A 19910-nucleotide genomic window follows, 5' to 3' on the forward strand; every position below is an offset into this window, starting at 1 on the left:
TGACGAAATACCAAACGAGATTACCGGGACCGTTTAGGATCATCAGGTATCCGCTTGAGATTGGAGGTGATTGGGAGGATGAAGTCCAGTTTGAGGATACGGATTCACTATACGCTCCGGTCGCTGCTTGTTGCGGCTCTCGCCGCTTATATCATGCATCTGAATGCTTCAGATTCGCTCGAATATTACCTAGCGCCTCATATGCAGACCCTGCTGCTTCTCTGCCCGGTTCCGTTGTTGTTCATTGCATTCGGGATGATGTGGCATTCCCTTGCGGGCGATTCCGGAGAGGTGTGTGATTGCGAGCACCCCCTGCCTACCGGCCTTGTCAAAAACGTAACGGTATACGGGTTATTCACAGTGCCGCTGCTGTTTGGCCTGCTCCTGCCGGACCAGGCCCTGGGCAGCGATATGGCAGCCAAAAAAGGAATGATCTACACCTATCCGAATCCCGATGTACGGCGTAAAACCGAAGACCGCAACACTTCCGCCTTTTCAGGCACAAATAAGCGATTACCCGGCATTGATCAAGGAGCAGCAGCAGACATCGCATTGAACGAACGATTCGTTGCCAAGGACATCTATAGTGTGGAGTTTGCAGAGCTTGCCAAGCGCTTATATACACTGCCCGTCATTAAGGTAGAACCGGACATTTTCTCAGAAACCGTCGGGGCTATGGATATGTACAAAGAGCATTTTCAAGGAAAAACCATCACGGTGCAAGGTTTCGTCTTCCGCGACGTACATATGAATGAGGATACCTTTGCCGTCAGCCGATTCCTCGTGATGTGCTGCACGGCAGACGCCGTACCGTTCGGGGTTCTTGTGCGCGGCACGAATGCTGCGTCGTTCACTAATGATACGTGGGTCCAGATTGATGGCACGATCCAGGTCGCCACCTTGAATGGTAAAGAGACTCTGCAAATTCAGGCGGAGCAGATTCAGCCGATCGAACAGCCGGCATCCCCTTACATTTTCACGAATCTGGACTCCGTCGCGGAGTTTGACGAGCTGTATTCGAATGATAACGAGACCAAGGAGGTAACAAATAAATGAACAAGATACCCGTTGTACTGATTAGCGGATTTTTGGGGAGCGGCAAAACCACGCTGCTGCTCAGACTGCTAGAATATGCCGCCAAGCGGCAGTGGAGAACCGCTGTGCTTATGAATGAGATGGGCGAACAAGATGTGGATGGCGATACGGTTTCCGGCCAAATCCCCGATCTTCCGATTGAGAAACTGCTCGACGGATGTATCTGCTGCACCAGGCGAGACGAGCTGGGTCAAGCATTACAAACCCTATTAGATCAGAAGCCGGATCTCATATTCATCGAAACGACCGGCGTGGCGAATCCTGAACAGATTCTTGAGGATCTGCAGGATCCGTCCCTGGCTGATCGAATCTCGATCCAGCGCAAAATTGCCTTGGCCGACTGCGGCAAATTTCTCGAGTACAACAGCTTCTTTGCATCCAGTCGTGAACTGGTGCGTACCCTGCGGGGACAAATCAGCTTCGCGGATATGATCATCCTTAACAAGGCGGGGGACTGCGACGTTAAACAGATCAACAAAGTCATGAGCTCCATTAGAAAAATAAACACGACGGCAAGTCTGGCCGTAACCGACTACAGCCGTTTGGATGAAAATGAAGTGTTTTCGACGCTTCAGCTTCAGCTTGAGCCCTCTAAGGACCCGAGCCATTCGTTTCCAACTTCGCAAGGGAAGCCAGGAAATCCTGCGGATCGTACGCAAGACAAACCGTTGACTGATGATCACAGCAAGCATGCGCACCACCAACCAGAGAGATCTGTCAATGACCACCATAGTCATCTGCACGGAGAAGAGTCCGGACACAGCAGCACATCCTTCACGGGCTTGGATACCTTGACCTTATCTGCTCCATCCCCCTTCCCGCTTCAGTTGAGCGTGATCGAAACGTTTCTCGCTGCACTTGGCTCCAGCCTGATTCGGGCCAAAGGTTACATCCATCTCTCGACGGGTCCCTCTCTAGTTCAGTGGGCGGGTTCAGAGCTTGAATGTAAGCCAAGCACGCTGCAGCTGCAACGCGGATATCTTACGCTGATCGGCCATCGTCTGGACAAAAATCGCATGGTTCAGGAGTGGGAAGGCTTGCTCAGTGGCGTGGTACAATGACAGCTGGATGGATGGTTAGTTAGACAGAGATAAAGTAAAGGAGATCCTCGCAGGATCTCCTTTTTCGATATAATTCTGATTAGTCCCTTGGATAATTCACTTCCATAATGTCCATAAAGGGAACCTTCGTAATGACGCCATTCACTTTCATGTGCACCTTCCCTGTGCGAGAGTCCATTTGATCGATTTGTCCGCGGACTGCCTCTTCCCATCCCCAGACCGTCAGTACGATGACCGATTCCTCCTGGTAAGCTTCCGTAAGCTGATTTCCGAGCTCTTCCAGTACAAACTCATCTCTAGTGGGTCTCTTTGGAACTTTTGCTTTTGCCATAACCTTGTCCTCCTGATTTATGTTGTTCATGCGTTAGCATTACATTCTCCATGAAAACAAATCTTTCCTCAAATCTATGAATTAGGAATCTACTTCCTATTATACATGAAATCCGATTCAGTTTTTTATGCAAAAGACTTGATTTTCAGAAAACAAAGGTATATAGTTGACCCATCAAACATTGAGGAGTCAATGAATTGAAGGGGGTCTTTATAATCTCTACGTGCCATACGGAAGACCTGCTGTACTTGCTAATGCATTTAAACAAGCATATTTCGACCCGGTTTGAACGATGTGCTGGAGTTAGTCCCAATCGGCTCGAACTCCTATGCAAACTGACGGGGGGCCAAATTAGCCAATCGGATTTGCAGAAGGCAGTGTCTATTGATCCAGCTGCGGTGACCCGTCATGTTCAGCAGTTGGAAGCGGAAGGAATACTTCTCCGTACCAGATGTGAGAATGACAACCGGATTACGTTGGTTCAGCTAACTGAAGTGGGCAAAAGTAAAGTAGCAGCGTTTAAGGCGGAGAAAGATCGCTTTATGGAGGAACTGCAGGCAGACCTCACGGAATCAGAACGACTTGCGTTTGTTCAAACTCTACAGAAACTGAACAGCCAGATTCAACAAATGAAAGAACCAAGTAAGACCAATTAACTTATAGAGATTAAAGGAGAGAATATCATGACTGTAACTTCCCTAAACAATAATTATAAAGAAATTATTACTTCCCGGCGCTCTGTGCGGGTATACGACCCATCGGTCAAAATCAGCCGTGAAGAAATGACTGAAATTTTGGAAGAAGCGACTTTGGCTCCGTCATCCGTTAATCTTCAGCCTTGGAGATTTCTTGTCGTTGATAGCCCAGAAGGTAAAGCGACGCTTGAAGAGCTTGCACCAGGGAACAAAACGCAAGTTTCAACTTCTTCCGCAGTCATTGCTGTATTTGGAGATATGAACGCATTCGACAATGCAGATGAAATTATGGGTAGCGCTGTGGAACGTGGTTATCTGCCACAAGAGATTAAAGATCAGATGATGGCAAACTATACCGATCTGTTCGGACGTATTCCGGCACAGTCTTTCCGTGAAATGATCCTTATAGATAGCGGCTTGGTTTCCATGCAGCTTATGCTTTCTGCTCGTGCCCGTGGATATGACACTAACCCCATTGGCGGATATGACAAATCCCGAATTGCAGAGGCATTTGGTATGGAGAAAGAACGTTATGTGCCGGTAATGCTCATCTCTGTAGGTAAAGCTGCCAAAGAAGCGCGTTTGACGACCCGTCTTCCTATTGATCGTATTGCAGAGTGGAAGTGAGGTCATAGCGATGATTATTATTCATGCAGAAATGAAAGTAAACAGTGAACTAGAGGCAGAATTTCTGGAATCCGTAAAAGAACTTATTGAGGCATCCCGCGCGGAACAAGGAAATGAATCTTATAAGCTGCTTAAAGATACGGAGCAGGATAACACGTATCTCATGGTTGAACAGTGGAAAGACCAGGAAGCTGTGGGGCTCCACAATGCGAGCAGCCATTTTCAGGCATTTGTAGCTAAAGCTCCAAAATACCTGACAGCTCCGCTAAATGTCCAAGCATATGCAGGCCAACCGATAAACAAATAATTAACAGACTGCAGTCACTATTAAAAAGCCAACTCGTTCAGACGAGTTTGGCTTTTTTTATTAAATGATTATATCCCTATTATTTCGGATTCTTCTTTATAAACTTTCCATAAAAAAGTCCCCTTTAAGTAAACTGTAGCGCTCTTCTTCAGCACTGTCTACAAAGGGGAACATATCCTAAGCCTTACAGCGATAGCTCTTCGATTGCCATCCATGGCAGCGGATTGTTAAAGGTCGACCAATCCAGCTGCATTTCCTGATCAGTCAACAAACATTCGTCCAGCTCCCGCTCGATTCGTGACTGCTCCATCCGTATCCCGATCATCACAAGCTCGGTCATCCGATCTCCCCAGACGCCATCCCATTTTCGCTGCACATCCGGCTCACTCTGAAGCAGCTCCTGCTGCTCCTGCTCGGTTAAAGCAGCCACCCAATAACCTGCAGGCCCAAACTGAATGGAAGGTCCCGCCTGACTTAGACTTGCCGCAACATCCTCACGCACAGCCAGCCAAGCGATCCCTTTCGCGCGTACGACCTCTTCCGGCCAATCACTCATGAAATCAGCCAGCCGCTCCGGATGGAACGGTCTTCTTCTCCGATATACAAAAGAGCTGATGCCGTATTCATCCGTTTCCGGCACATGCTCTTCCTTCTGAAGCTCCTGAATCCAGCCGGGGGACTGACTGGCTTTTTCAAAATCGAATAAACCGGTATTCAGAATTTCCGCTGGGGCGACTTGTCCCTTCACAGTGCGTATGATTTTTGCGCTGGGCTGAAGCTTACGAAGTATGCCTTCCACTTTGGCCAATTCGTCTTCGCTTACCAAATCGCATTTGTTCAATAGTAGTACATCACACATTTCAATCTGATCAATCAACAGATCCACGACTTCCCGTGTATCCTCTTCGCCCAGCGCTTCCTTCCGATCGAGCAGGCTTTGACCCGAAGAGAAGTCTTTCCAGAAACGGTTCGCGTCCACAACCGTCACCATGCAATCCAGCCGGGCTAGGTCGGACAACTGGACACCGGACACCTCATCCGGATAGACAAAAGTCTGCGCAACGGGCACGGGCTCGCTAATACCCGTCGATTCAATGAGAATATAATCAAACCGTTTCTCCTGCACCAGCTTCTGAACTTCCTGCACCAGATCTTCCCGGAGCGTGCAGCAGATGCAGCCGTTAGACATTTCAACCAGCTTCTCATCGGTTCGGGACAGGCTTCCTTCCCCTCGAACCAAATCCGCATCAATATTCACTTCGCTCATGTCGTTCACAATGACCGCAACCTTCAATCCATCACGATTATGAAGCACATGATTGAGGACCGTCGTCTTGCCTGATCCGAGGTACCCGCTGAGTACTGTAACCGGAATCCTATTGTTACTATTCATCTATTGAACTTCCTCCATTCCTTAATCGTAATTATTACGATTTATACGGTATGATATTATATCTCCTCACTTAAATTGTCAATCCTTCCATTCAAAATAACTTTTCTTTTAAACAAAAAATAAACCTCCGGCATCTGTGTACCGGAGGTTTATTTTTAAGATGCTGCGCCCATACATTCACAACCATTATTCAAAAAAATCACTACTTCTGTGCGACTGGTTGCTCCGCTGCCTGTCCATCGTCTTTATGCTCAGGCAGCTCGCCGTCTTTCCAGATGACCTGTTCGCCGTAATCTTTTCCCCAATCGTACATCAGCTTCAAGATCGGCATTAGGCTTTCCCCGTAAGGCGTGAGTGAATATTCGACTCGAGGCGGAACCTCGGGGTAAACCACACGATGAACGAGCTGATCTTCCTCCAATTCCCGGAGCTGGTTGGTCAGCATTTTTTGCGTGATATGAGGAATCATTCGATTCAGCTCACCGAAGCGCTTAACGCCCTCTAAACCAAGATGCCATAGGATGATCAGCTTCCATTTGCCGCCGATGACCGCCAGGGTTAACTCCTTATGGCAGTTTATTTCCTTCAGATTGATTCGCTGCTTGACTTCACTTGCCATAATGCATCACCCCTTCTTCCCTACAGTATACAACGGTCGCGGTTATATCATCAAAGCGGCAACTTTACCCACACCTTGACCTCTTATTCCAAATTGGCGTGCAGCCCAAACATATTTTCCGAGTGAAGTTCCTTCATCTCCATTAATCTCAAGATAACGGCATCCAAGACGATCAGCATCGTTTGCTCAAATAAAGAGGCCATCGGTTGAACGGTGACAAGGGATTCTTGATTCTGCTCCTTCGTTGTGCCCGGAAGCCGAACGATCGCATCCGAAAGCTTACCGATACGAGATTCGGGGTTTACGGTTACCACCGCTACGGCAGAGCCTATACCCTTGGCCTTCTGAGCCATAGACACCAAGCTCTGCGTTTCGCCGGAGCCTGAACCGATAAGTAGTAAATCCCGCGAGCCGATGGCCGGAGTTACCGTATCGCCCACGACATGAACCTTATACCCCATCTGCATTAATCGCATGGCAAAAGCTCGGATCATCAGACCGGATCTGCCGCCCCCCGCTAAGAAAATGGCATCAGATTGCACGATCCGTGCAATCAATTCCTCAATCTGATCAGCATTGATCTGCTGCACGGATGCTGAGATCTCCTCGGCAATGACCGCTGCATGATGAAATATCTTTTTACTCATCGGAACTTAAACCTGTTTAACAAGCTGGTTCATTTGGGCCGCAACGGCTTTCTTATCGGATTGACCTGTGATTCCCCCTCCGACAATCACGAGATCAGGATTCGCTTGGATCACCTCAGGGAGTGTCTCCATTTTGATTCCTCCCGCAACCGCCGTCTTGGCATGTTTCACGACACGTTTGATCGCAGCCAATTCCTCGAATGAATTCTTGCCTTCCGCTTGGTGGTCGTAGCCGGAATGAACGCAAATGTAATCCACGCCCAAAGCGTCAATCTCCATTGCTCTACTCTCAATGTCCTTCACATTGATCATGTCGACCATCACTTGCTTGCCTTGCTTGAGGGCTTCCGCTACCGCGCCTTTGATCGTAGCATCGTCGGATACGCCTAACACCGTAATAATGTCCGCGCCGGCTTCGGATGCCTTCGCCACTTCATAACCGCCCGCATCCATAATTTTTAGATCGGCCAGCACGCGCAGCTGCGGGAAAGCCTCTTTAATTGCTTTTACGGCATGAAGTCCTTCGTTAATGACAACCGGCGTTCCGATCTCCACGATGTCGATAAACTCGGCTACCTCAGCCACCACTTGTTTTGCTTCCGGAATATTTACTAAATCCAATGCCAATTGAAGCTCCATATTGTTATTCTCTCCTTATGAACGTATTGGTTAATGACTACACGCCCATTGTAGAGCAGACAGTTTACTTTCCGGAAGTACGTACTTAGAAGTGAGATACTTACGTGGAAGTAAGTAATACGGCGGGACAAGGGTTTATGGGCTCCGTTTAATTAGCAATGTATACTGTCTCCAAGACGCTGGTAAAAAACAATTAAGCCCGTTTATTCACTGTTCGGCTCGCATCCCGCTGTGGTTTAATATAGTTGTCGGGCCGGACAAAATGATCGGAAAGGAGGCTGAACGAATTGATTCAGAATATGGAGGTGGCATCCGCATAAGCGGGTGTCACGTTTAGGGGAGCCCGTTATAGGGCTCCCTTTCATTTACAATCCGATAGAATTGGAGATATGATTATGTCACATTCACGTAAACCAGCCGTTATCGTTGTCACGGGCGTCATGGCTTCCGGTAAGTCGACGGTAGCCCAGCTGCTGGCCGAGAAGTTTGAACGCGGAGTCCATTTGCGGGGAGACTCGTTTCGGAGAATGATTGTCAGGGGAAGGGAAGAAATGCTTCCGGATGCTTCTGACGAAGCGGTAAGACAGCTTGCCTTGCGCTACAGGTTATCCGCCTCCACTGCCAGAACCTATGCCGAAGCCGGTTTTCATGTCGTTCTGCAGGACGTCATTCTCGGCCCGGCGCTGCAACAAATAACCGAAATGCTAAACGACCTTCCCGTCTTCGTTGTTGTGCTGAACCCATCCGAGAATGCCATCAGCGCACGCGAGTTGATTCGTGACAAAAAAGGCTACGGGGTATGGACCATCCATGAGCTGAATCGGCAGTTGACCGACGAGACGCCGAGAATTGGCCTGTGGCTGGACACCTCCGATTTATCTCCTGAAGAAACCGTTGAAGAGATTTGGAAGCGGATGTGGGACGAGGGGCAGATCCGTTAACATAAACCCGGTATCATTCTTGACAAGGCTTCCTGGTAAAAAACAATTAAGCCTGTTTATTCACTTCATTCCCAGCGCCAGCCATGGTTTAATATAGATGTCCGGCTGGACCAAATGCTCGGAAAGGAGGCTGAACGAATTGATTCAGAATATGGAGGTGGCATCTGCGTAAGCGGATGTCACGTTAAGGGGAGCCCCGTATAGGGCTCCCCTTCATTTCATTTTACTCATAGATCACGGCTTTGATCTCGTCGCTATCGATATTGTTTTTGTCGTACCAGTAGAATCCCGTATCGATCTGCGGCTCGACCTTCTCCCCTTTGACGGCCGCTACGGCGGCTTTTACCGTCTCATATCCGATGCCGACCGGATTTTGCGTGATGGCTCCCGCCATGGTTCCGTTCTTGATCGCGTCAATCTGCGCTTTTCCGGAATCGAACCCGACCACGATAATCTGGCCTTCCTTCTTCATCTCCGTTACCGCATTAATGACGCCGACTGCGGAGCCTTCATTCGCCCCGAATATCCCCTTCAAATCCGGATGTGCCTGCATCATGGCTTTGGCCAGGTCCGTCGATTTCAGATGATCGCCACCGCCATATTGAATGTCTACGATCTCGATATTCGGATACTTCTCTTCGATCTGCTTCTTAAAACCGTCGTGGCGGCTAACCCCGGTTACGCTGGTCTGATCATGGACCACCATCGCGATTTTACCTTCATTCCCGATGAGCTCCGCCATTTTGTCTGCCGCAAGCGCGGATGCAGCCATATTGTCCGTTGATGCCGTCGTGACCGGAATGTCGCTTTCCACGCCCGAATCGAAGGCGATGACCGGTATGTTGTTTTCTTGGGCTTTTTTCAGATAAGGTATGGAGGCCTGGCTATCCAGTGCGGCAAAGCCGATCGCGCTTGGTTTCTTGTCGAGTGCTGCCTGCAGCATTTCGATCTGCTTATCCACCTGGGATTCCGTCTCCGGTCCTTCAAAGGTAATCCGTACGCCAAGCTCTTCCCCAGCTTGCTCGGCACCGGCTTTTACCGCCTGCCAGAACTGGTGCTGAAAGCCTTTGGAAATGATCGGGATGTAGATTTCTCCTTCGGCTGCAGAACTGGAACCTGAACCCGATCCGCCCTCGCTTGGATTGTCGGTTCCTCCGGCAGCGTTATTGCCCGATGAACCGCAAGCGGCCAGCATACTTGCAGTCAGCATGAGAATCAGAGCCAATACGGATAGCTTTTTCATAATCTTAATCTCCCCTTGTTTATCAAAATAGTACATCTATAGAACTTCCATCCAAGGAAGCTTCTAACCCGTTAACATTCGGCTAACTTAGCGCGGAACGCAGCTCTAACAAAGGGCTTACGCTTTGCGTCTGCGCAAAATATCCGCATACACCGCGAGTATGATAACGAACCCTACGACAACGGTTTGCCACTCCTGCGGCACGGACAGAATGCGTAATCCATTCGTCAGCACGCTCATGATCAAAGCGCCGATCACCGTACCGATGATGGTCCCCTTCCCTCCGCTGAGCGAAGTTCCCCCGATCACGACCGCCGCGATGGCTTCCAGCTCATACCCGGCACCCAGGGCCGGATTGGCCGAATTCAGCCTCGATGCCATCATGACACCGGCCAAGCCGGTAAAGGCGCCGGTTAGGGTGTAAATGACGATTTTCCAGAAGCCCACATTGACGCCGGACAATCGGGTCGCCTCCTCGTTGCTGCCCAGTGCAAAGTTATATCGGCCGATGATGGTCTTCGATAAGATGAGGTAACCCACAACCGCCGCAATGAAGAAAATAACGACCGCATTCGGAATATCAAGGCCCGGTATCATCCAGCCCAGCACACTGCCTTGGGACACCTCGGCAAAGCTTTCAGCGTCGTTGAAATAGACCGGCTTGGCTCCGGAGATAATCAGTGCCAGCCCTTTGGCGATCATCATCATCGCCAGCGTTGCGATAAATGGCGGGATCTTCATCTTCGCCACCGCCGTACCGGATAGCAGCCCGCACAGCGCGCCCGTCAAGATCCCCCCAAGGATACCGACCGGAACCGGCAAACCCCAGAAGGTGATGCAGACGCCGGTCATAACGCCGCTCAGTGTCATGACCGTTCCGACAGACAGATCGATGCCGCCGGTAATGATGACAAAAGTAGATCCTAAGGCAAGAACGCCGATCACCGCGGTCGAGAGAAGAATGCCCACGATATTGGAGAATTGAAAGAAATTGCTGGATGAGAATGTAAAGAATAGTATGAGAACAACCAAGCTGGCTAAGGCCAGCACTTGCTGAAGTGCGCCCGATTTGATTTGAATGTTCATCTGTTTACTCCTCCTAACGTGTATGGATAACGGCTTACATCCTTGCTGTAGCCAGATGCATAATGCTTTCTTGGGTCGCCTCTGCTTGATCCAGCTCGCCCGTAATCCGGCCTTCACACATCACGAGAACCCGATGACTCATCCGTAAAATTTCAGGTAGCTCTGAGGAGATCATGATGATCGATTTGCCCTGTGCCGTAAGATCGTTCAGCAAGCGATAGATTTCGCTCTTGGCCCCTACATCGATCCCGCGCGTCGGTTCATCGAAGATCAGAATGTCGCAATCGCGGGTCAGCCATTTGCCGATAACGACTTTCTGCTGATTACCGCCGGAGAGGAATTTCACCTCTTGGTCCACATGAGGTGTTTTGATCTTCAATCGTTCAACCATATTCTCCGCCTGCTTGCGAATCCTGGTCGTATTCATCCAGCCGGCGGGGCCCAGGAAGTTACGGTATGAGGCGATAGCCACATTGCTCTTCACATCCAGATCGACGACACATCCATAGCGCTTGCGATCCTCGGATAAATAACCGATCCCTTGGCGCACCGCATCGTGGGGGCCCTTGATCGTTATCTTGCGGCCATGAACATGGATCTCGCCGGATTGAATGCGGTCGGCACCGAAGATCGCTCGGGCAAGCTCGGTCCGCCCCGCGCCAACCAGGCCTGCAATGCCAAGGATTTCTCCCTTTTTCAGAGTAAAGTTAATGTCCTTCAAAGCTCGGCCTTGATTCAGTCCTTTAACCTCCAATACCGTCTCACGTTCACCTGCGCTCTTCTCCGGTTTCGAGGTCTCGTAGATCTGACGGCCAACCATTTTGGAAATAATGTCCTGTGTGGTGACTTCATCCGTTGAAACCGTATCGATGTACTGTCCGTCACGCATCACCGTAATGCGATCCGTAATTCGCTTGATCTCATCCATCCGATGGGAAATGTAAACGATTCCAACTCCGCCTTCTCGAAGCTGACGAATGATGCGGAACAAATCCTCAATCTCGGTTTCGCTTAAAGCTGCAGTAGGCTCATCCATGACCAGCACGTCGGCGTTATAAGACAATGCCTTGGCAATCTCCACCATCTGCTGCTTGGCAACCGTTAGTTCCGAAACCTTGATGGATGGATCCATGTCCAGCCCCATCCGCTCGAACAGTTCCTTCACCTGTCGATTTAGCGCCTGATTGTCCAGAAACAACCTGAGCTTTCTGCGCGGCTCCCGCCCGATGAATATATTCTGAGCAACCGTCAGATCAGGCGCCAAGTTCAGTTCCTGATGGATCATGCTGATCCCTGCGTCTTGTGCCGCTTTCGGATTCGTTAACTCTACGGGCTGCCCTTTGTACCTGATCGTACCTTCGTCCTTCTGGTATACGCCGGTCAATATTTTCATCATCGTTGACTTGCCGGCCCCGTTCTCACCCATTAGCGCATGGACTTCACCGCGCAGCAGCTCGAATCGGCAATGATTTAATGCAAGCACGCCCGGAAATTCCTTCGTGATTCCTTCCATTTGTATCAATACTTCGCTCAAAGACCCTCACCTCTCTAGCTGGCACCTTTTATGAATCATTGTACAAATCGGTCTCCGATGGAGGAATGGAATATTCTCTGATCCGTGTTGAATAAACTATGATCTGTTAACAGGACCCCCATAAAGGAAGAAGCTACTCTTCCACAAAGGGAAAGAGCAGCTTCTGGTTCTCCTCGGTATACATATTGTCCTTGTTGATGACAACGGAATCGGTGTACACGTTGCGTAACACCTTGTCTCCTTCGATGATGGATATGGCTGTTTTGATGCCCAAATAGCCGATGTTGAAGGGCTTCTGAACAATGGTGGATTGAAGAACCCCCTCTTCGAGCAGCTTGACTTCCTTCACCGAGCTGTCGAATCCGACCAGCTTAACCTTGCCCGCCAGCCCCAGTTCTCGGATCGCTCTTCCTGCCCCGACTGTAGAAGGCTCATTCAGTCCCACGATTCCATTCAGGTCAGGTCTTTCCGACAGCAGCTTCTTCGTGATTTCATAGGCACGCTCCTCCTTGCCCTCGCTGTAGTAAGTGCCCACGATTTCCGTGCCGCTGCGCTGCTCCAGAATGCTTCGAACCCCTTGTTCCCTCTCGATCTGCGTAGAGGCCCCCCGTACGAAACTGATAATGGCGACCTCCGCATTTGCGGAGAGCAACGAAGAGAGCTCCTTGCCTGCCTTCTGTCCGGCATTCACATTGTCGGTCGCGATCAAGCTCTGCGCGTAATCGCCGTTCACGGCGGAATCAATCATGATAAGCGGGATGTCAGCCTTGCGAATGGACTCCGCTACAGGAACAAGGCGGTTATAATCACCTGCTGCCATGACAATCGCATCCGGCTTCTGCTTGATGGCTTCCTCCAGCAATTGAATCTGCAAGTCCACTTCGATTTCCTGAGTGGGACCTACCACCGAGACATCCACACCGAATTCACGAGAAGCCGTGTTCACCCCTTCAATCAGTACCCGCCAGAATTCATTCTCATCCAGCGCTTTAACACCCACGATAATCTTCTTGGGTCCGGGTTCTTCTTTGGACCATTGAAGGGCGATATAACCCAGGATGAATACCGGAATCAGCAGCAGTAAAATATATCGCAGTCTCATGTACGACTTCAAGGCACATCCCCCTCCATGCTCCGCCATTCATCCGGATGAACGGCCGGAATAAGCACCTTTACGTTTGTCCCCGCTCCGGGTTCGCTCGTATAGCTAAGACCATATTCCGCTCCAAAATATAACTGAATCCGCTGGTGGACATTCGCAATTCCAACGCTGTTCCTCGAATGTTGGCTCCCTGTAGAGATTAATAATGTCTCAACCTTGGACCGATCCATGCCGATGCCGTCATCCATGACTTGAAACCGAATCCGATCATCCTGAAGTCTCCCCGTAATCGTGATCGTGCCCGCCCCTTCCTTGTTCTTGATGCCATGATAAATGGCATTCTCCACCAGAGGCTGCAGCAGCACCTTCAACGTCAGATACGGATAAAGCTCGCGATCCATATCCAGAGTAAACCGGATTTTATCCTGGTATCGCATTTGTTGTATTTTTAAATAATTCGTTATATGTTCCACCTCGGTAGCAATCGGGATCATTTCCCTCCCTTTGCTGAGCGAAGCTCGAAACAGCCTTGCTAGAGCCGATGTCATCAGAATCACCTCATCATGCTTCTTGCTCTCGGCCATCCATATAATGGAATCCAGCGTATTGTAGAGGAAGTGGGGATTGATTTGGGCTTGCAAGGCATTCAATTCGCTTTTCCTCTTAATTTCCTGTTCTATCACGATCTGATCCATCAATTCCTTGACCTTCAGCACCATCACATTGAAGCTGCGGGCCAGGCCGGAGATTTCCCTGGAATGCCCTACAGGAACCCGGATATCGAAATTCCCCTTCTCCACTTCCATCATTTTTTCCTGGAGCTTCTTGATGGGACGCGTCAGGTTGCGGGAGATAACAACGGAGAACAGCACGCCGACGCCAAGGCATAACAACCCCGCTATAGCAAAAGAAAGCTGCATCTGCTTCTTATTGTCTACCAGCTCATTCTCGTAAAAGACGCCGACGATTTTCCAGCCGAAATCCGTGTCCTTGATGCTGTAAATCCGGCTTGCTCCGCCCTCCTTCACGACAAAACCTCCTTGCTTGTCCTGAAGCACCTGCTCTAATCTCTCCGTCTTCAAATTGCTGTAGAGCAGCTGCTGCTGCGGGTGATACACAATCCGGCCTTGACGGTCAATCACGAACACGTAACCCCGGTTCCCCAGATCGAGCTTGCTGAGCATATCGTTAATCACCTTGAAGTTGAGATCGATCAACAGGATGCCGAGCCCGTTAGAAGAATTCACGCCGCTGAGCTCGCGGCTCAGTGATACGACCCAGCGGTACTCTCCCTGGATAACCGGCTGTACATGCGACGAGGAGATCACCGTCTGCCCCTTGTTTTCCTTCGCCTGCCGATACCAGGGCTGCTCCGATAACACAATATAGGAATTCAGTTCGGCGTCCGTCCGATCGGAGATAAAGGTGTCGCCGGCTCCAAAAATATTAATCGACGCAATATCTTTGCGCGAAACCCGAATCGAGTGGAAATATTCCGATATCTTCGCTTTCAATATAGCCAGTTCCGCAGGCTGCAGTTCATCGGCCGAGGCGAGGTATTCCCTCACGTTCGGGTTGTTCATCGTCGCCAGCGAGATGTCTTTCATCCCGGTGATGTAGGTTTGGATATTCGCATTCACTTGATTGATCAGCTCGGAGGTATAACTCTCCGCCGTTTCGCGAACAGCCGATTCGGACAGCCGATAGGAGATGAAGATTAGCAGCAGCGCCGTAAACAATACAAGCATCACGAATGAGCTGGCAATGCGGGACTGAATGCTTTTGATCCGCTGCGGAGCCATCATGGCCTTACCCCGCCTGACGTCATTTTATTCCGGTACTCCGTCGGGGTATCTCCGGTATGTTTCTTAAACAGCACACTAAAATATTGAGGATCCTGGTAACCGGTTTTCGCCGCAATTTCATAGGTTTTCAACAAGGAATGCTTCAGAAGTTCCTTCGCTTTCTCCATGCGGACTTCCGTTACGTATTCAACGAAGGTCTTCCCGGTATGCGACTTGAACAAGGCGCTGAAATAACTCGTGCTCATGAAGATCCGGCTGCATACGGTCTTAATCGATAACTCGGCATCCTCATAATGCCGCTGGATGAAATCGACCGCCTCCAGCATCTGGGTGCGGGTAATATCCTTTCTCGTCTTGGCAACATCCCTTAACGCCTGCTCGCACACCTCGTTTAACCAGCGCTCGATCTCTTCCAAGGACCGAAAAGAATACAGATCGGACAGCAGCCTCTTTTCCTTGCCGATCAGCTCGTTCCCATTGCTGCCGATTTCCATCAAGGTTTGAAGCACGGCAAGCATGACCCTAAGGACCCGCACGTAACAGAGCTCGATTGAAATTGAAGCGCTTCCAAGTTCACTGATCAGCCGCCGGATGCACGCCTTTACCTCTAAGTCCATACCGGCCCGAATTGCGGAGATTAGCGCTGACTCGGTTTCAATCCCATCCTGGAGAGGAGCGTCCCCCCGCTTTTCAAGATCCGTGATATGAACCACCTGATCGCGGCCGATCAAAAGCCGGTATTCCAGTGCAGCTTCCGAAGCCCTGCAGGAATAACGGATTTCCTGAAGCTCGCGGCAAATCGTTCCGATGCCGAGCGTGACCGTGAATTTCATGAACTGCTTCGTAGATCTGCGAATGTCCTCCGCCAGCTCCTGCGCCCGAGCGTGCAGCTCCTCCTCGCCGGAGCCCGACAGGATGGTCATTACTTTGTTCTCCTTGTACCTAAAAATAGCTGTACCGGGCTCACCCGCCAATATCTCCTGCATGATATTGTATAAAGCAAAAGCATAGAGCTCATTATCGACATGCTGTTCATCCGTACGAAGCTCATCCATATCCGCTGCCATCGCGATATAAAGAGGCCCCGGAAGCCGAATATCAAAATATGCAAGCTTGCTCTCGATCTCGGATCGCTTCATCGGCGATGACGCCAGTCGTTCAAGAAATCGTTCCTTCAGCAGGACCAAGCTCTCATTCAACTGGTGTTTGAGCCTTTTCAAGTGCTCCGTATGTCCGCGCTCCTCATCCATTTCCAGCTTGAGTTTACCAAGCATCTCCCTTAACTCCGCCGAAGTAACCGGTTTCAAAATAAAATCCGTGACCTGGAGCTTCACCGCCTGCTGGGCATATTCGAAATCGTCAAAACCGGTCAGGATGATGATCTTCGTCTTGGGAAAACGTTCCGTAATATGGCGTGACAACTCTAGGCCATCCATGTACGGCATGTTGATATCCGTTAGCACCACATCGGGTTGATGGCGAGTTACAGCCTCCAATGCATCCCTGCCGTTCTCGCAATCCCCGATGCATTCAAAGCCATGATCTGCCCACTGAATCCGGTTTCGGATCCCTTCTCTTACAATCGGTTCGTCGTCCACAATAAGAATCGTATACAATTAAAGCCTCCCCCGTTCAAAAGCAATTCCCATTTGCTTAGGTTATACCGTGTTACGAGGTGAATATACAGGAAAAGCCCTTTGGCAGGCAACTGCCAAAGGGCTCCATGACTTTATATTTATTTACGGGTGTTCATCCACGTAATGAAATTGTTCACTACGATATCGAGAAAACCGATCGTCGGCTCATGAATCAGCTTGCCGGACTCATCCAGCTTCTCATGTACCGCGCCGATATATACCTCATTGTTAGGGAGCAGCGGCGAAGTAATGCCGACAGAAAACAGAATATCCCGGAGATGCTCTTGAGCTCGAACCGTTCCAAGCTGTCCCATCGACGCTCCCATGATCCATGAAGGCTTCCCGTTCATAACCTTATCAACGCGCGATAACCAATCGAGTGCGTTCTTGAGCACGCCCGGTATGGAGTAATTATACTCCGGCGTAATCCACAATACCGCATCAGCGGCTGCTACCCGCTCCTTGAAAACCTTGACGGTCGCGGGCGGATCCAATTCAATGTCTTGATCGTAGAACGGAAGATCGCGAAGCCCCAAGATTTCAAACGTGATCTGATCCGAGTACCGCTGCTTCAAATATTGCGCCAGTTTCATATTGTACGACTCTTTTCTAATGCTTCCTACTACGATTGCTACTTTCATGATACCCTCCAGTTTTATGCTTTCTTAGCACTTTTTAATCTATCATTGACAACTAATCTTTAGCCTAACACCATATTTTACCAATGTCAAAATATCGTGTGTCCTACTTCATCAACGAGAGCAGTTTACACACATCGCGCTCCATGTCTTCTCTCTGTTCAGGCGGCACATATTGGAGCAGAGCCAGTGCGGCATAAGGCACTTTGATGGCATGCGGATCTTCATACAGCTTATTCCAATAGGCCGAATCCGTTATCGATGCATCTTCTGCTGCCCGAACCCCCTGGTTCGAAAGCGTTTGAGGCTTTAAACGGTTGAGTTTCATTTGCAGCCGGTGATTGCCTTGACCAAGCTTGGCAAGCTGAACATATCCGAGCCGTTCCAGCTCAATCAGCGCGTGAGCGTGGGTAATGCCATGCTCGAGCTCACCGGCAAAAAAGTAATACTTGCCGTCTACGTGTTGATCCGGAAGCACGAGATCCAGCTCGGAAAGGGCGCGGAATGCCAAATCGGATGCATCCCGGTACAGCGGCAGGTCAGAGAGCGAGATTTCCGACCGATCCAGCTTGGTATAATCCTCGATTCCATAATACCTTGCAAGCTTATGTTCAACTGCTGCATCTTCCATCAACTTGAGTAAGCCTTGCACGATGGACGGAGTCAGTAAGTCCGGACGGTCCCGTAATGCTTTTAGTCCCAAGACGGCCAGGGTTACCCCGTGTCCGGAGGTGCTCAGATTCGTCAGGTTAGGCAGCAGCCCTTCAATGAGTTGATTCATTAATTCAGGCTGCGCAGACTCGGGAGGATAGGGTTCAAACCAATCTTCATGCTGACTACGCAAATGCCGACAATTGGCGACCAGGCCCTGCAGTACATCTTGCGGCAAATCAAACTCCTTCTGCATGTAATAAGCCGCTAAATACGCTCCGCCAACATGTCCTTCAAACCAGCCAACCTCGCCGCCGCGGCTCAATGCCGTAAGACCATCCCCCAAATACCGGTCACTAATGACCGAGTTCACCTCCTTCCCTTCGTTCGCACTCGGCAGATTCAGCCTGGCTGCAATGTCTTTGGGGAAGCTCGTTATCTTCATTCGGATGCTGTAACCATACATTCTAAAATGCAAGCCATCCTCGTTATCCGAAACCATCATCCGCCGATCCAGAGTGGACCGAACCCGGTCCAGAAACCGTTCGTCCGTTACTCCGTAAGTGATCTCCAAGGATGGTGCCAGCGCATTCATCGAAATCGGGATCCATTTGCGCTTCGTTGATACAACAACGGCATGAGCCGTTCCTCCAATGACAAAAGCGAATTGCTCCGAATCCTTGGCGATCGTTAATCCGAGGGTCCGCTGCATCCATAATCTTGCGGCTACCGGATCCTCCACAGGCAATCCCACCTCACGCAAATACAGGACGCCATAGGTGCCGTTCGGCGCCAATACCCCATCCTTCAGATCATCATGCGCGATAAACTCAAGCAAGTTTCCATCGCCATCCTTGAAGTACACGTTCACGCCGGAATCAAAGCGCTCAACCACTTCGCCATCAGGCCATTTCAACAGAGGTACCTGCTCTGCAAGCTTCTGGATCAAGGATTCAAACTGGGAAAAAGGCACCTCAAAGGCGATATGGGCAGGAGCTATTGGTTCATACGCTTCTTCAAAGGCGAGCGTGAAATCCGGTGTAGGCTGAAATACGATCTCAACCTCGCTTTCGCTAGCAATCGGGAAATGAAGTAACTCGTGGTAGAATTGTTTCACGCCCTGAATGGATACCGTTTTTAATTTCAGTCCGGCAAAATGAGTGATCATGAGGTTTCAACCTCCTCTTTACTGCTGATCTGCTTGACCAGTTCCAGAAAGATGGATAGCGCCTCTTTAGCCCGGTAATCCAGCACCATCGTGCCTTCTGCCGCTTCGGATTCATAGATGGCACGCTGAGAACCGCCAATTGAGATCCATTCCGGACTATTAATCCCGTGCAAATTGCGTATGGTAGCCTGCATTTGCTGCAGTGAGCTCACGCCGACAGCGCCTCCCGCCGAGCTTACCGATAGAACCGGTTTACCTGAGAAATGCATCTGACCCATATGATCCAGAGCATTTTTCAGAACTCCGCTCATCCCTCCGTGGTACTCCGGTGTCGTCAAAATAATGCCATCCGCCTCCATTAACAGACGCTGCAGCTCGCGCACGCCATCATGACGGTTGAATATTTCGTCTGGCGAATAGAACGGGAGCGATGTTTCATACAAGTTAAACAGCTTCACTTCCACGAACAACCGGTTCATTTGTGCTTCCAAGGCTTTGGCCAGTATGGTGCTTGTTGCTTCCTTGCGATTGCTGCCAGCTATAATCACGATCTTCATGGTACTGCCTCCCTTATTGGTATCGAATGTTTTGTTATGTACATTGTAGGGGAAGCAAGCCATGGAAATCGTCAACATTTAGAGTGATTTTACGTGCAAAAGCTCTCATGCCTTCGGCTGAGAGCTTCTACAAC

The 19910-nt window shown here is 49.9% G+C and carries 20 protein-coding genes; 6 read left to right on the forward strand and 14 right to left on the reverse strand.

Going from position 1 to position 19910, the window contains the following annotated elements; translation table 11 throughout:
• Positions 1-78 precede the first annotated feature (78 nt).
• Together ACQKPA_RS00735 and ACQKPA_RS00740 are read left to right on the forward strand one after the other, a co-directional pair.
• On the forward strand, positions 79-1056 hold the full coding sequence (locus tag ACQKPA_RS00735; RefSeq protein ID WP_427488570.1) for a TIGR03943 family putative permease subunit: 978 nt from the start codon (positions 79-81) through the stop codon (positions 1054-1056).
• Positions 1053-2156 carry a CobW family GTP-binding protein gene (locus tag ACQKPA_RS00740; protein ID WP_427488572.1) on the forward strand — a complete coding sequence of 368 codons (1104 nt, stop codon included), beginning with the start codon at positions 1053-1055 and terminating at the stop codon, positions 2154-2156. Before ACQKPA_RS00735 ends, ACQKPA_RS00740 begins: the two co-directional genes overlap by 4 nt.
• Before the next feature lie 79 nt (positions 2157-2235).
• On the opposite strand, the gene ACQKPA_RS00745 is transcribed toward ACQKPA_RS00740, so the two are convergent.
• The gene (locus tag ACQKPA_RS00745) at positions 2236-2487 is read right to left on the reverse strand and encodes a YolD-like family protein (RefSeq protein WP_427488574.1); all 252 of its coding nucleotides are present in this window, start codon (positions 2485-2487) and stop codon (positions 2236-2238) included.
• 197 nt (positions 2488-2684) lie between these two features.
• On the opposite strand from ACQKPA_RS00745, the gene ACQKPA_RS00750 reads away from it, so the two are divergent.
• Genes ACQKPA_RS00750 through ACQKPA_RS00760 form a run of 3 tightly spaced genes read left to right on the forward strand, consistent with a single transcriptional unit; the run spans position 2685 to position 4116 of the window.
• On the forward strand, positions 2685-3143 hold the full coding sequence (locus ACQKPA_RS00750) for a MarR family winged helix-turn-helix transcriptional regulator (RefSeq protein ID WP_427488576.1): 459 nt from the start codon (positions 2685-2687) through the stop codon (positions 3141-3143).
• A 27-nt stretch (positions 3144-3170) separates the two neighbouring features.
• Positions 3171-3809 carry a nitroreductase family protein gene (locus ACQKPA_RS00755; protein WP_113061100.1) on the forward strand — a complete coding sequence of 213 codons (639 nt, stop codon included), beginning with the start codon at positions 3171-3173 and terminating at the stop codon, positions 3807-3809.
• A 10-nt stretch (positions 3810-3819) separates the two neighbouring features.
• The gene (locus tag ACQKPA_RS00760) at positions 3820-4116 is read left to right on the forward strand and encodes a putative quinol monooxygenase (protein WP_113061099.1); all 297 of its coding nucleotides are present in this window, start codon (positions 3820-3822) and stop codon (positions 4114-4116) included.
• Between the two features lie 184 nt (positions 4117-4300).
• Here ACQKPA_RS00760 and ACQKPA_RS00765 read toward each other — a convergent pair whose 3' ends face one another.
• The 4 genes from ACQKPA_RS00765 to hxlA form a co-directional block, all read right to left on the reverse strand.
• Positions 4301-5509 carry a GTP-binding protein gene (locus ACQKPA_RS00765; RefSeq protein WP_427488578.1) on the reverse strand — a complete coding sequence of 403 codons (1209 nt, stop codon included), beginning with the start codon at positions 5507-5509 and terminating at the stop codon, positions 4301-4303.
• A 202-nt stretch (positions 5510-5711) separates the two neighbouring features.
• On the reverse strand, positions 5712-6128 hold the full coding sequence (locus ACQKPA_RS00770; RefSeq protein WP_427488580.1) for a winged helix-turn-helix transcriptional regulator: 417 nt from the start codon (positions 6126-6128) through the stop codon (positions 5712-5714).
• 83 nt (positions 6129-6211) lie between these two features.
• Positions 6212-6775 carry a 6-phospho-3-hexuloisomerase gene (gene hxlB, locus ACQKPA_RS00775; RefSeq protein ID WP_427488582.1) on the reverse strand — a complete coding sequence of 188 codons (564 nt, stop codon included), beginning with the start codon at positions 6773-6775 and terminating at the stop codon, positions 6212-6214.
• A gap of 6 nt (positions 6776-6781) precedes the next feature.
• Entirely contained in the window at positions 6782-7414 is a 633-nt protein-coding gene (gene hxlA, locus ACQKPA_RS00780) for a 3-hexulose-6-phosphate synthase (RefSeq protein ID WP_427488584.1), read from the reverse strand.
• 395 nt (positions 7415-7809) lie between these two features.
• Between hxlA and ACQKPA_RS00785 the strand changes: the two genes are divergently transcribed.
• Positions 7810-8355 carry an AAA family ATPase gene (locus tag ACQKPA_RS00785; RefSeq protein WP_427488586.1) on the forward strand — a complete coding sequence of 182 codons (546 nt, stop codon included), beginning with the start codon at positions 7810-7812 and terminating at the stop codon, positions 8353-8355.
• Positions 8356-8578: 223 nt separating this feature from the next.
• Here ACQKPA_RS00785 and ACQKPA_RS00790 read toward each other — a convergent pair whose 3' ends face one another.
• The 9 genes from ACQKPA_RS00790 to ACQKPA_RS00830 form a co-directional block, all read right to left on the reverse strand.
• Positions 8579-9598 (reverse strand): ABC transporter substrate-binding protein, encoded by a 1020-nt coding sequence (locus ACQKPA_RS00790; protein WP_427488588.1) that lies wholly within the window; start codon positions 9596-9598, stop codon positions 8579-8581.
• Positions 9599-9715: 117 nt separating this feature from the next.
• A complete protein-coding gene (locus ACQKPA_RS00795; protein WP_427488590.1) occupies positions 9716-10684 on the reverse strand; it encodes an ABC transporter permease in 969 nt (322 codons plus the stop codon).
• A 34-nt stretch (positions 10685-10718) separates the two neighbouring features.
• Positions 10719-12218 (reverse strand): sugar ABC transporter ATP-binding protein, encoded by a 1500-nt coding sequence (locus ACQKPA_RS00800; RefSeq protein WP_427488592.1) that lies wholly within the window; start codon positions 12216-12218, stop codon positions 10719-10721.
• Positions 12219-12351: 133 nt separating this feature from the next.
• Positions 12352-13332, reverse strand: coding sequence for a substrate-binding domain-containing protein (locus tag ACQKPA_RS00805; protein WP_427488594.1), 981 nt, complete (start codon positions 13330-13332; stop codon positions 12352-12354).
• Positions 13329-15125 carry a cache domain-containing sensor histidine kinase gene (locus ACQKPA_RS00810; protein ID WP_427488595.1) on the reverse strand — a complete coding sequence of 599 codons (1797 nt, stop codon included), beginning with the start codon at positions 15123-15125 and terminating at the stop codon, positions 13329-13331. Before ACQKPA_RS00810 ends, ACQKPA_RS00805 begins: the two co-directional genes overlap by 4 nt.
• Complete coding sequence (locus ACQKPA_RS00815; protein WP_427488597.1) at positions 15122-16741, reverse strand: response regulator; 1620 nt, start codon at positions 16739-16741, stop codon at positions 15122-15124. Before ACQKPA_RS00815 ends, ACQKPA_RS00810 begins: the two co-directional genes overlap by 4 nt.
• Positions 16742-16860: 119 nt before the next feature.
• Positions 16861-17403: an NADPH-dependent FMN reductase gene (locus tag ACQKPA_RS00820; RefSeq protein WP_427488599.1), complete on the reverse strand. Its 543-nt coding sequence runs from the start codon at positions 17401-17403 to the stop codon at positions 16861-16863.
• Between the two features lie 103 nt (positions 17404-17506).
• Positions 17507-19219, reverse strand: a complete 1713-nt coding sequence (locus ACQKPA_RS00825; RefSeq protein ID WP_427488601.1) for a VOC family protein — start codon at positions 19217-19219, stop codon at positions 17507-17509.
• Positions 19216-19776: an NADPH-dependent FMN reductase gene (locus ACQKPA_RS00830; RefSeq protein ID WP_427488603.1), complete on the reverse strand. Its 561-nt coding sequence runs from the start codon at positions 19774-19776 to the stop codon at positions 19216-19218. The genes ACQKPA_RS00825 and ACQKPA_RS00830 overlap by 4 nt, the downstream gene beginning before the upstream one ends.
• Positions 19777-19910 lie beyond the last annotated feature (134 nt).

This window comes from Paenibacillus sp. NPDC093718 (assembly GCF_050279985.1).
GTDB lineage: Bacteria > Bacillota > Bacilli > Paenibacillales > Paenibacillaceae > Paenibacillus_AQ.

Bases quoted from the DNA above. Each gene is read 5' to 3' on its own strand.
- ACQKPA_RS00735 (WP_427488570.1), top strand. From the start codon at position 79: ATGAAGTCCAGTTTGAGGATACGGATTCACTATACGCTCCGGTCGCTG.
- ACQKPA_RS00740 (WP_427488572.1), top strand. From the start codon at position 1,053: ATGAACAAGATACCCGTTGTACTGATTAGCGGATTTTTGGGGAGCGGC.
- ACQKPA_RS00745 (WP_427488574.1), bottom strand. From the start codon at position 2,487: ATGGCAAAAGCAAAAGTTCCAAAGAGACCCACTAGAGATGAGTTTGTA.
- ACQKPA_RS00755 (WP_113061100.1), top strand. From the start codon at position 3,171: ATGACTGTAACTTCCCTAAACAATAATTATAAAGAAATTATTACTTCC.
- ACQKPA_RS00760 (WP_113061099.1), top strand. From the start codon at position 3,820: ATGATTATTATTCATGCAGAAATGAAAGTAAACAGTGAACTAGAGGCA.
- ACQKPA_RS00765 (WP_427488578.1), bottom strand. From the start codon at position 5,509: ATGAATAGTAACAATAGGATTCCGGTTACAGTACTCAGCGGGTACCTC.
- ACQKPA_RS00770 (WP_427488580.1), bottom strand. From the start codon at position 6,128: ATGGCAAGTGAAGTCAAGCAGCGAATCAATCTGAAGGAAATAAACTGC.
- hxlB (WP_427488582.1), bottom strand. From the start codon at position 6,775: ATGAGTAAAAAGATATTTCATCATGCAGCGGTCATTGCCGAGGAGATC.
- hxlA (WP_427488584.1), bottom strand. From the start codon at position 7,414: ATGGAGCTTCAATTGGCATTGGATTTAGTAAATATTCCGGAAGCAAAA.
- ACQKPA_RS00785 (WP_427488586.1), top strand. From the start codon at position 7,810: ATGTCACATTCACGTAAACCAGCCGTTATCGTTGTCACGGGCGTCATG.
- ACQKPA_RS00790 (WP_427488588.1), bottom strand. From the start codon at position 9,598: ATGAAAAAGCTATCCGTATTGGCTCTGATTCTCATGCTGACTGCAAGT.
- ACQKPA_RS00795 (WP_427488590.1), bottom strand. From the start codon at position 10,684: ATGAACATTCAAATCAAATCGGGCGCACTTCAGCAAGTGCTGGCCTTA.
- ACQKPA_RS00810 (WP_427488595.1), bottom strand. From the start codon at position 15,125: ATGATGGCTCCGCAGCGGATCAAAAGCATTCAGTCCCGCATTGCCAGC.
- ACQKPA_RS00820 (WP_427488599.1), bottom strand. From the start codon at position 17,403: ATGAAAGTAGCAATCGTAGTAGGAAGCATTAGAAAAGAGTCGTACAAT.
- ACQKPA_RS00825 (WP_427488601.1), bottom strand. From the start codon at position 19,219: ATGATCACTCATTTTGCCGGACTGAAATTAAAAACGGTATCCATTCAG.
- ACQKPA_RS00830 (WP_427488603.1), bottom strand. From the start codon at position 19,776: ATGAAGATCGTGATTATAGCTGGCAGCAATCGCAAGGAAGCAACAAGC.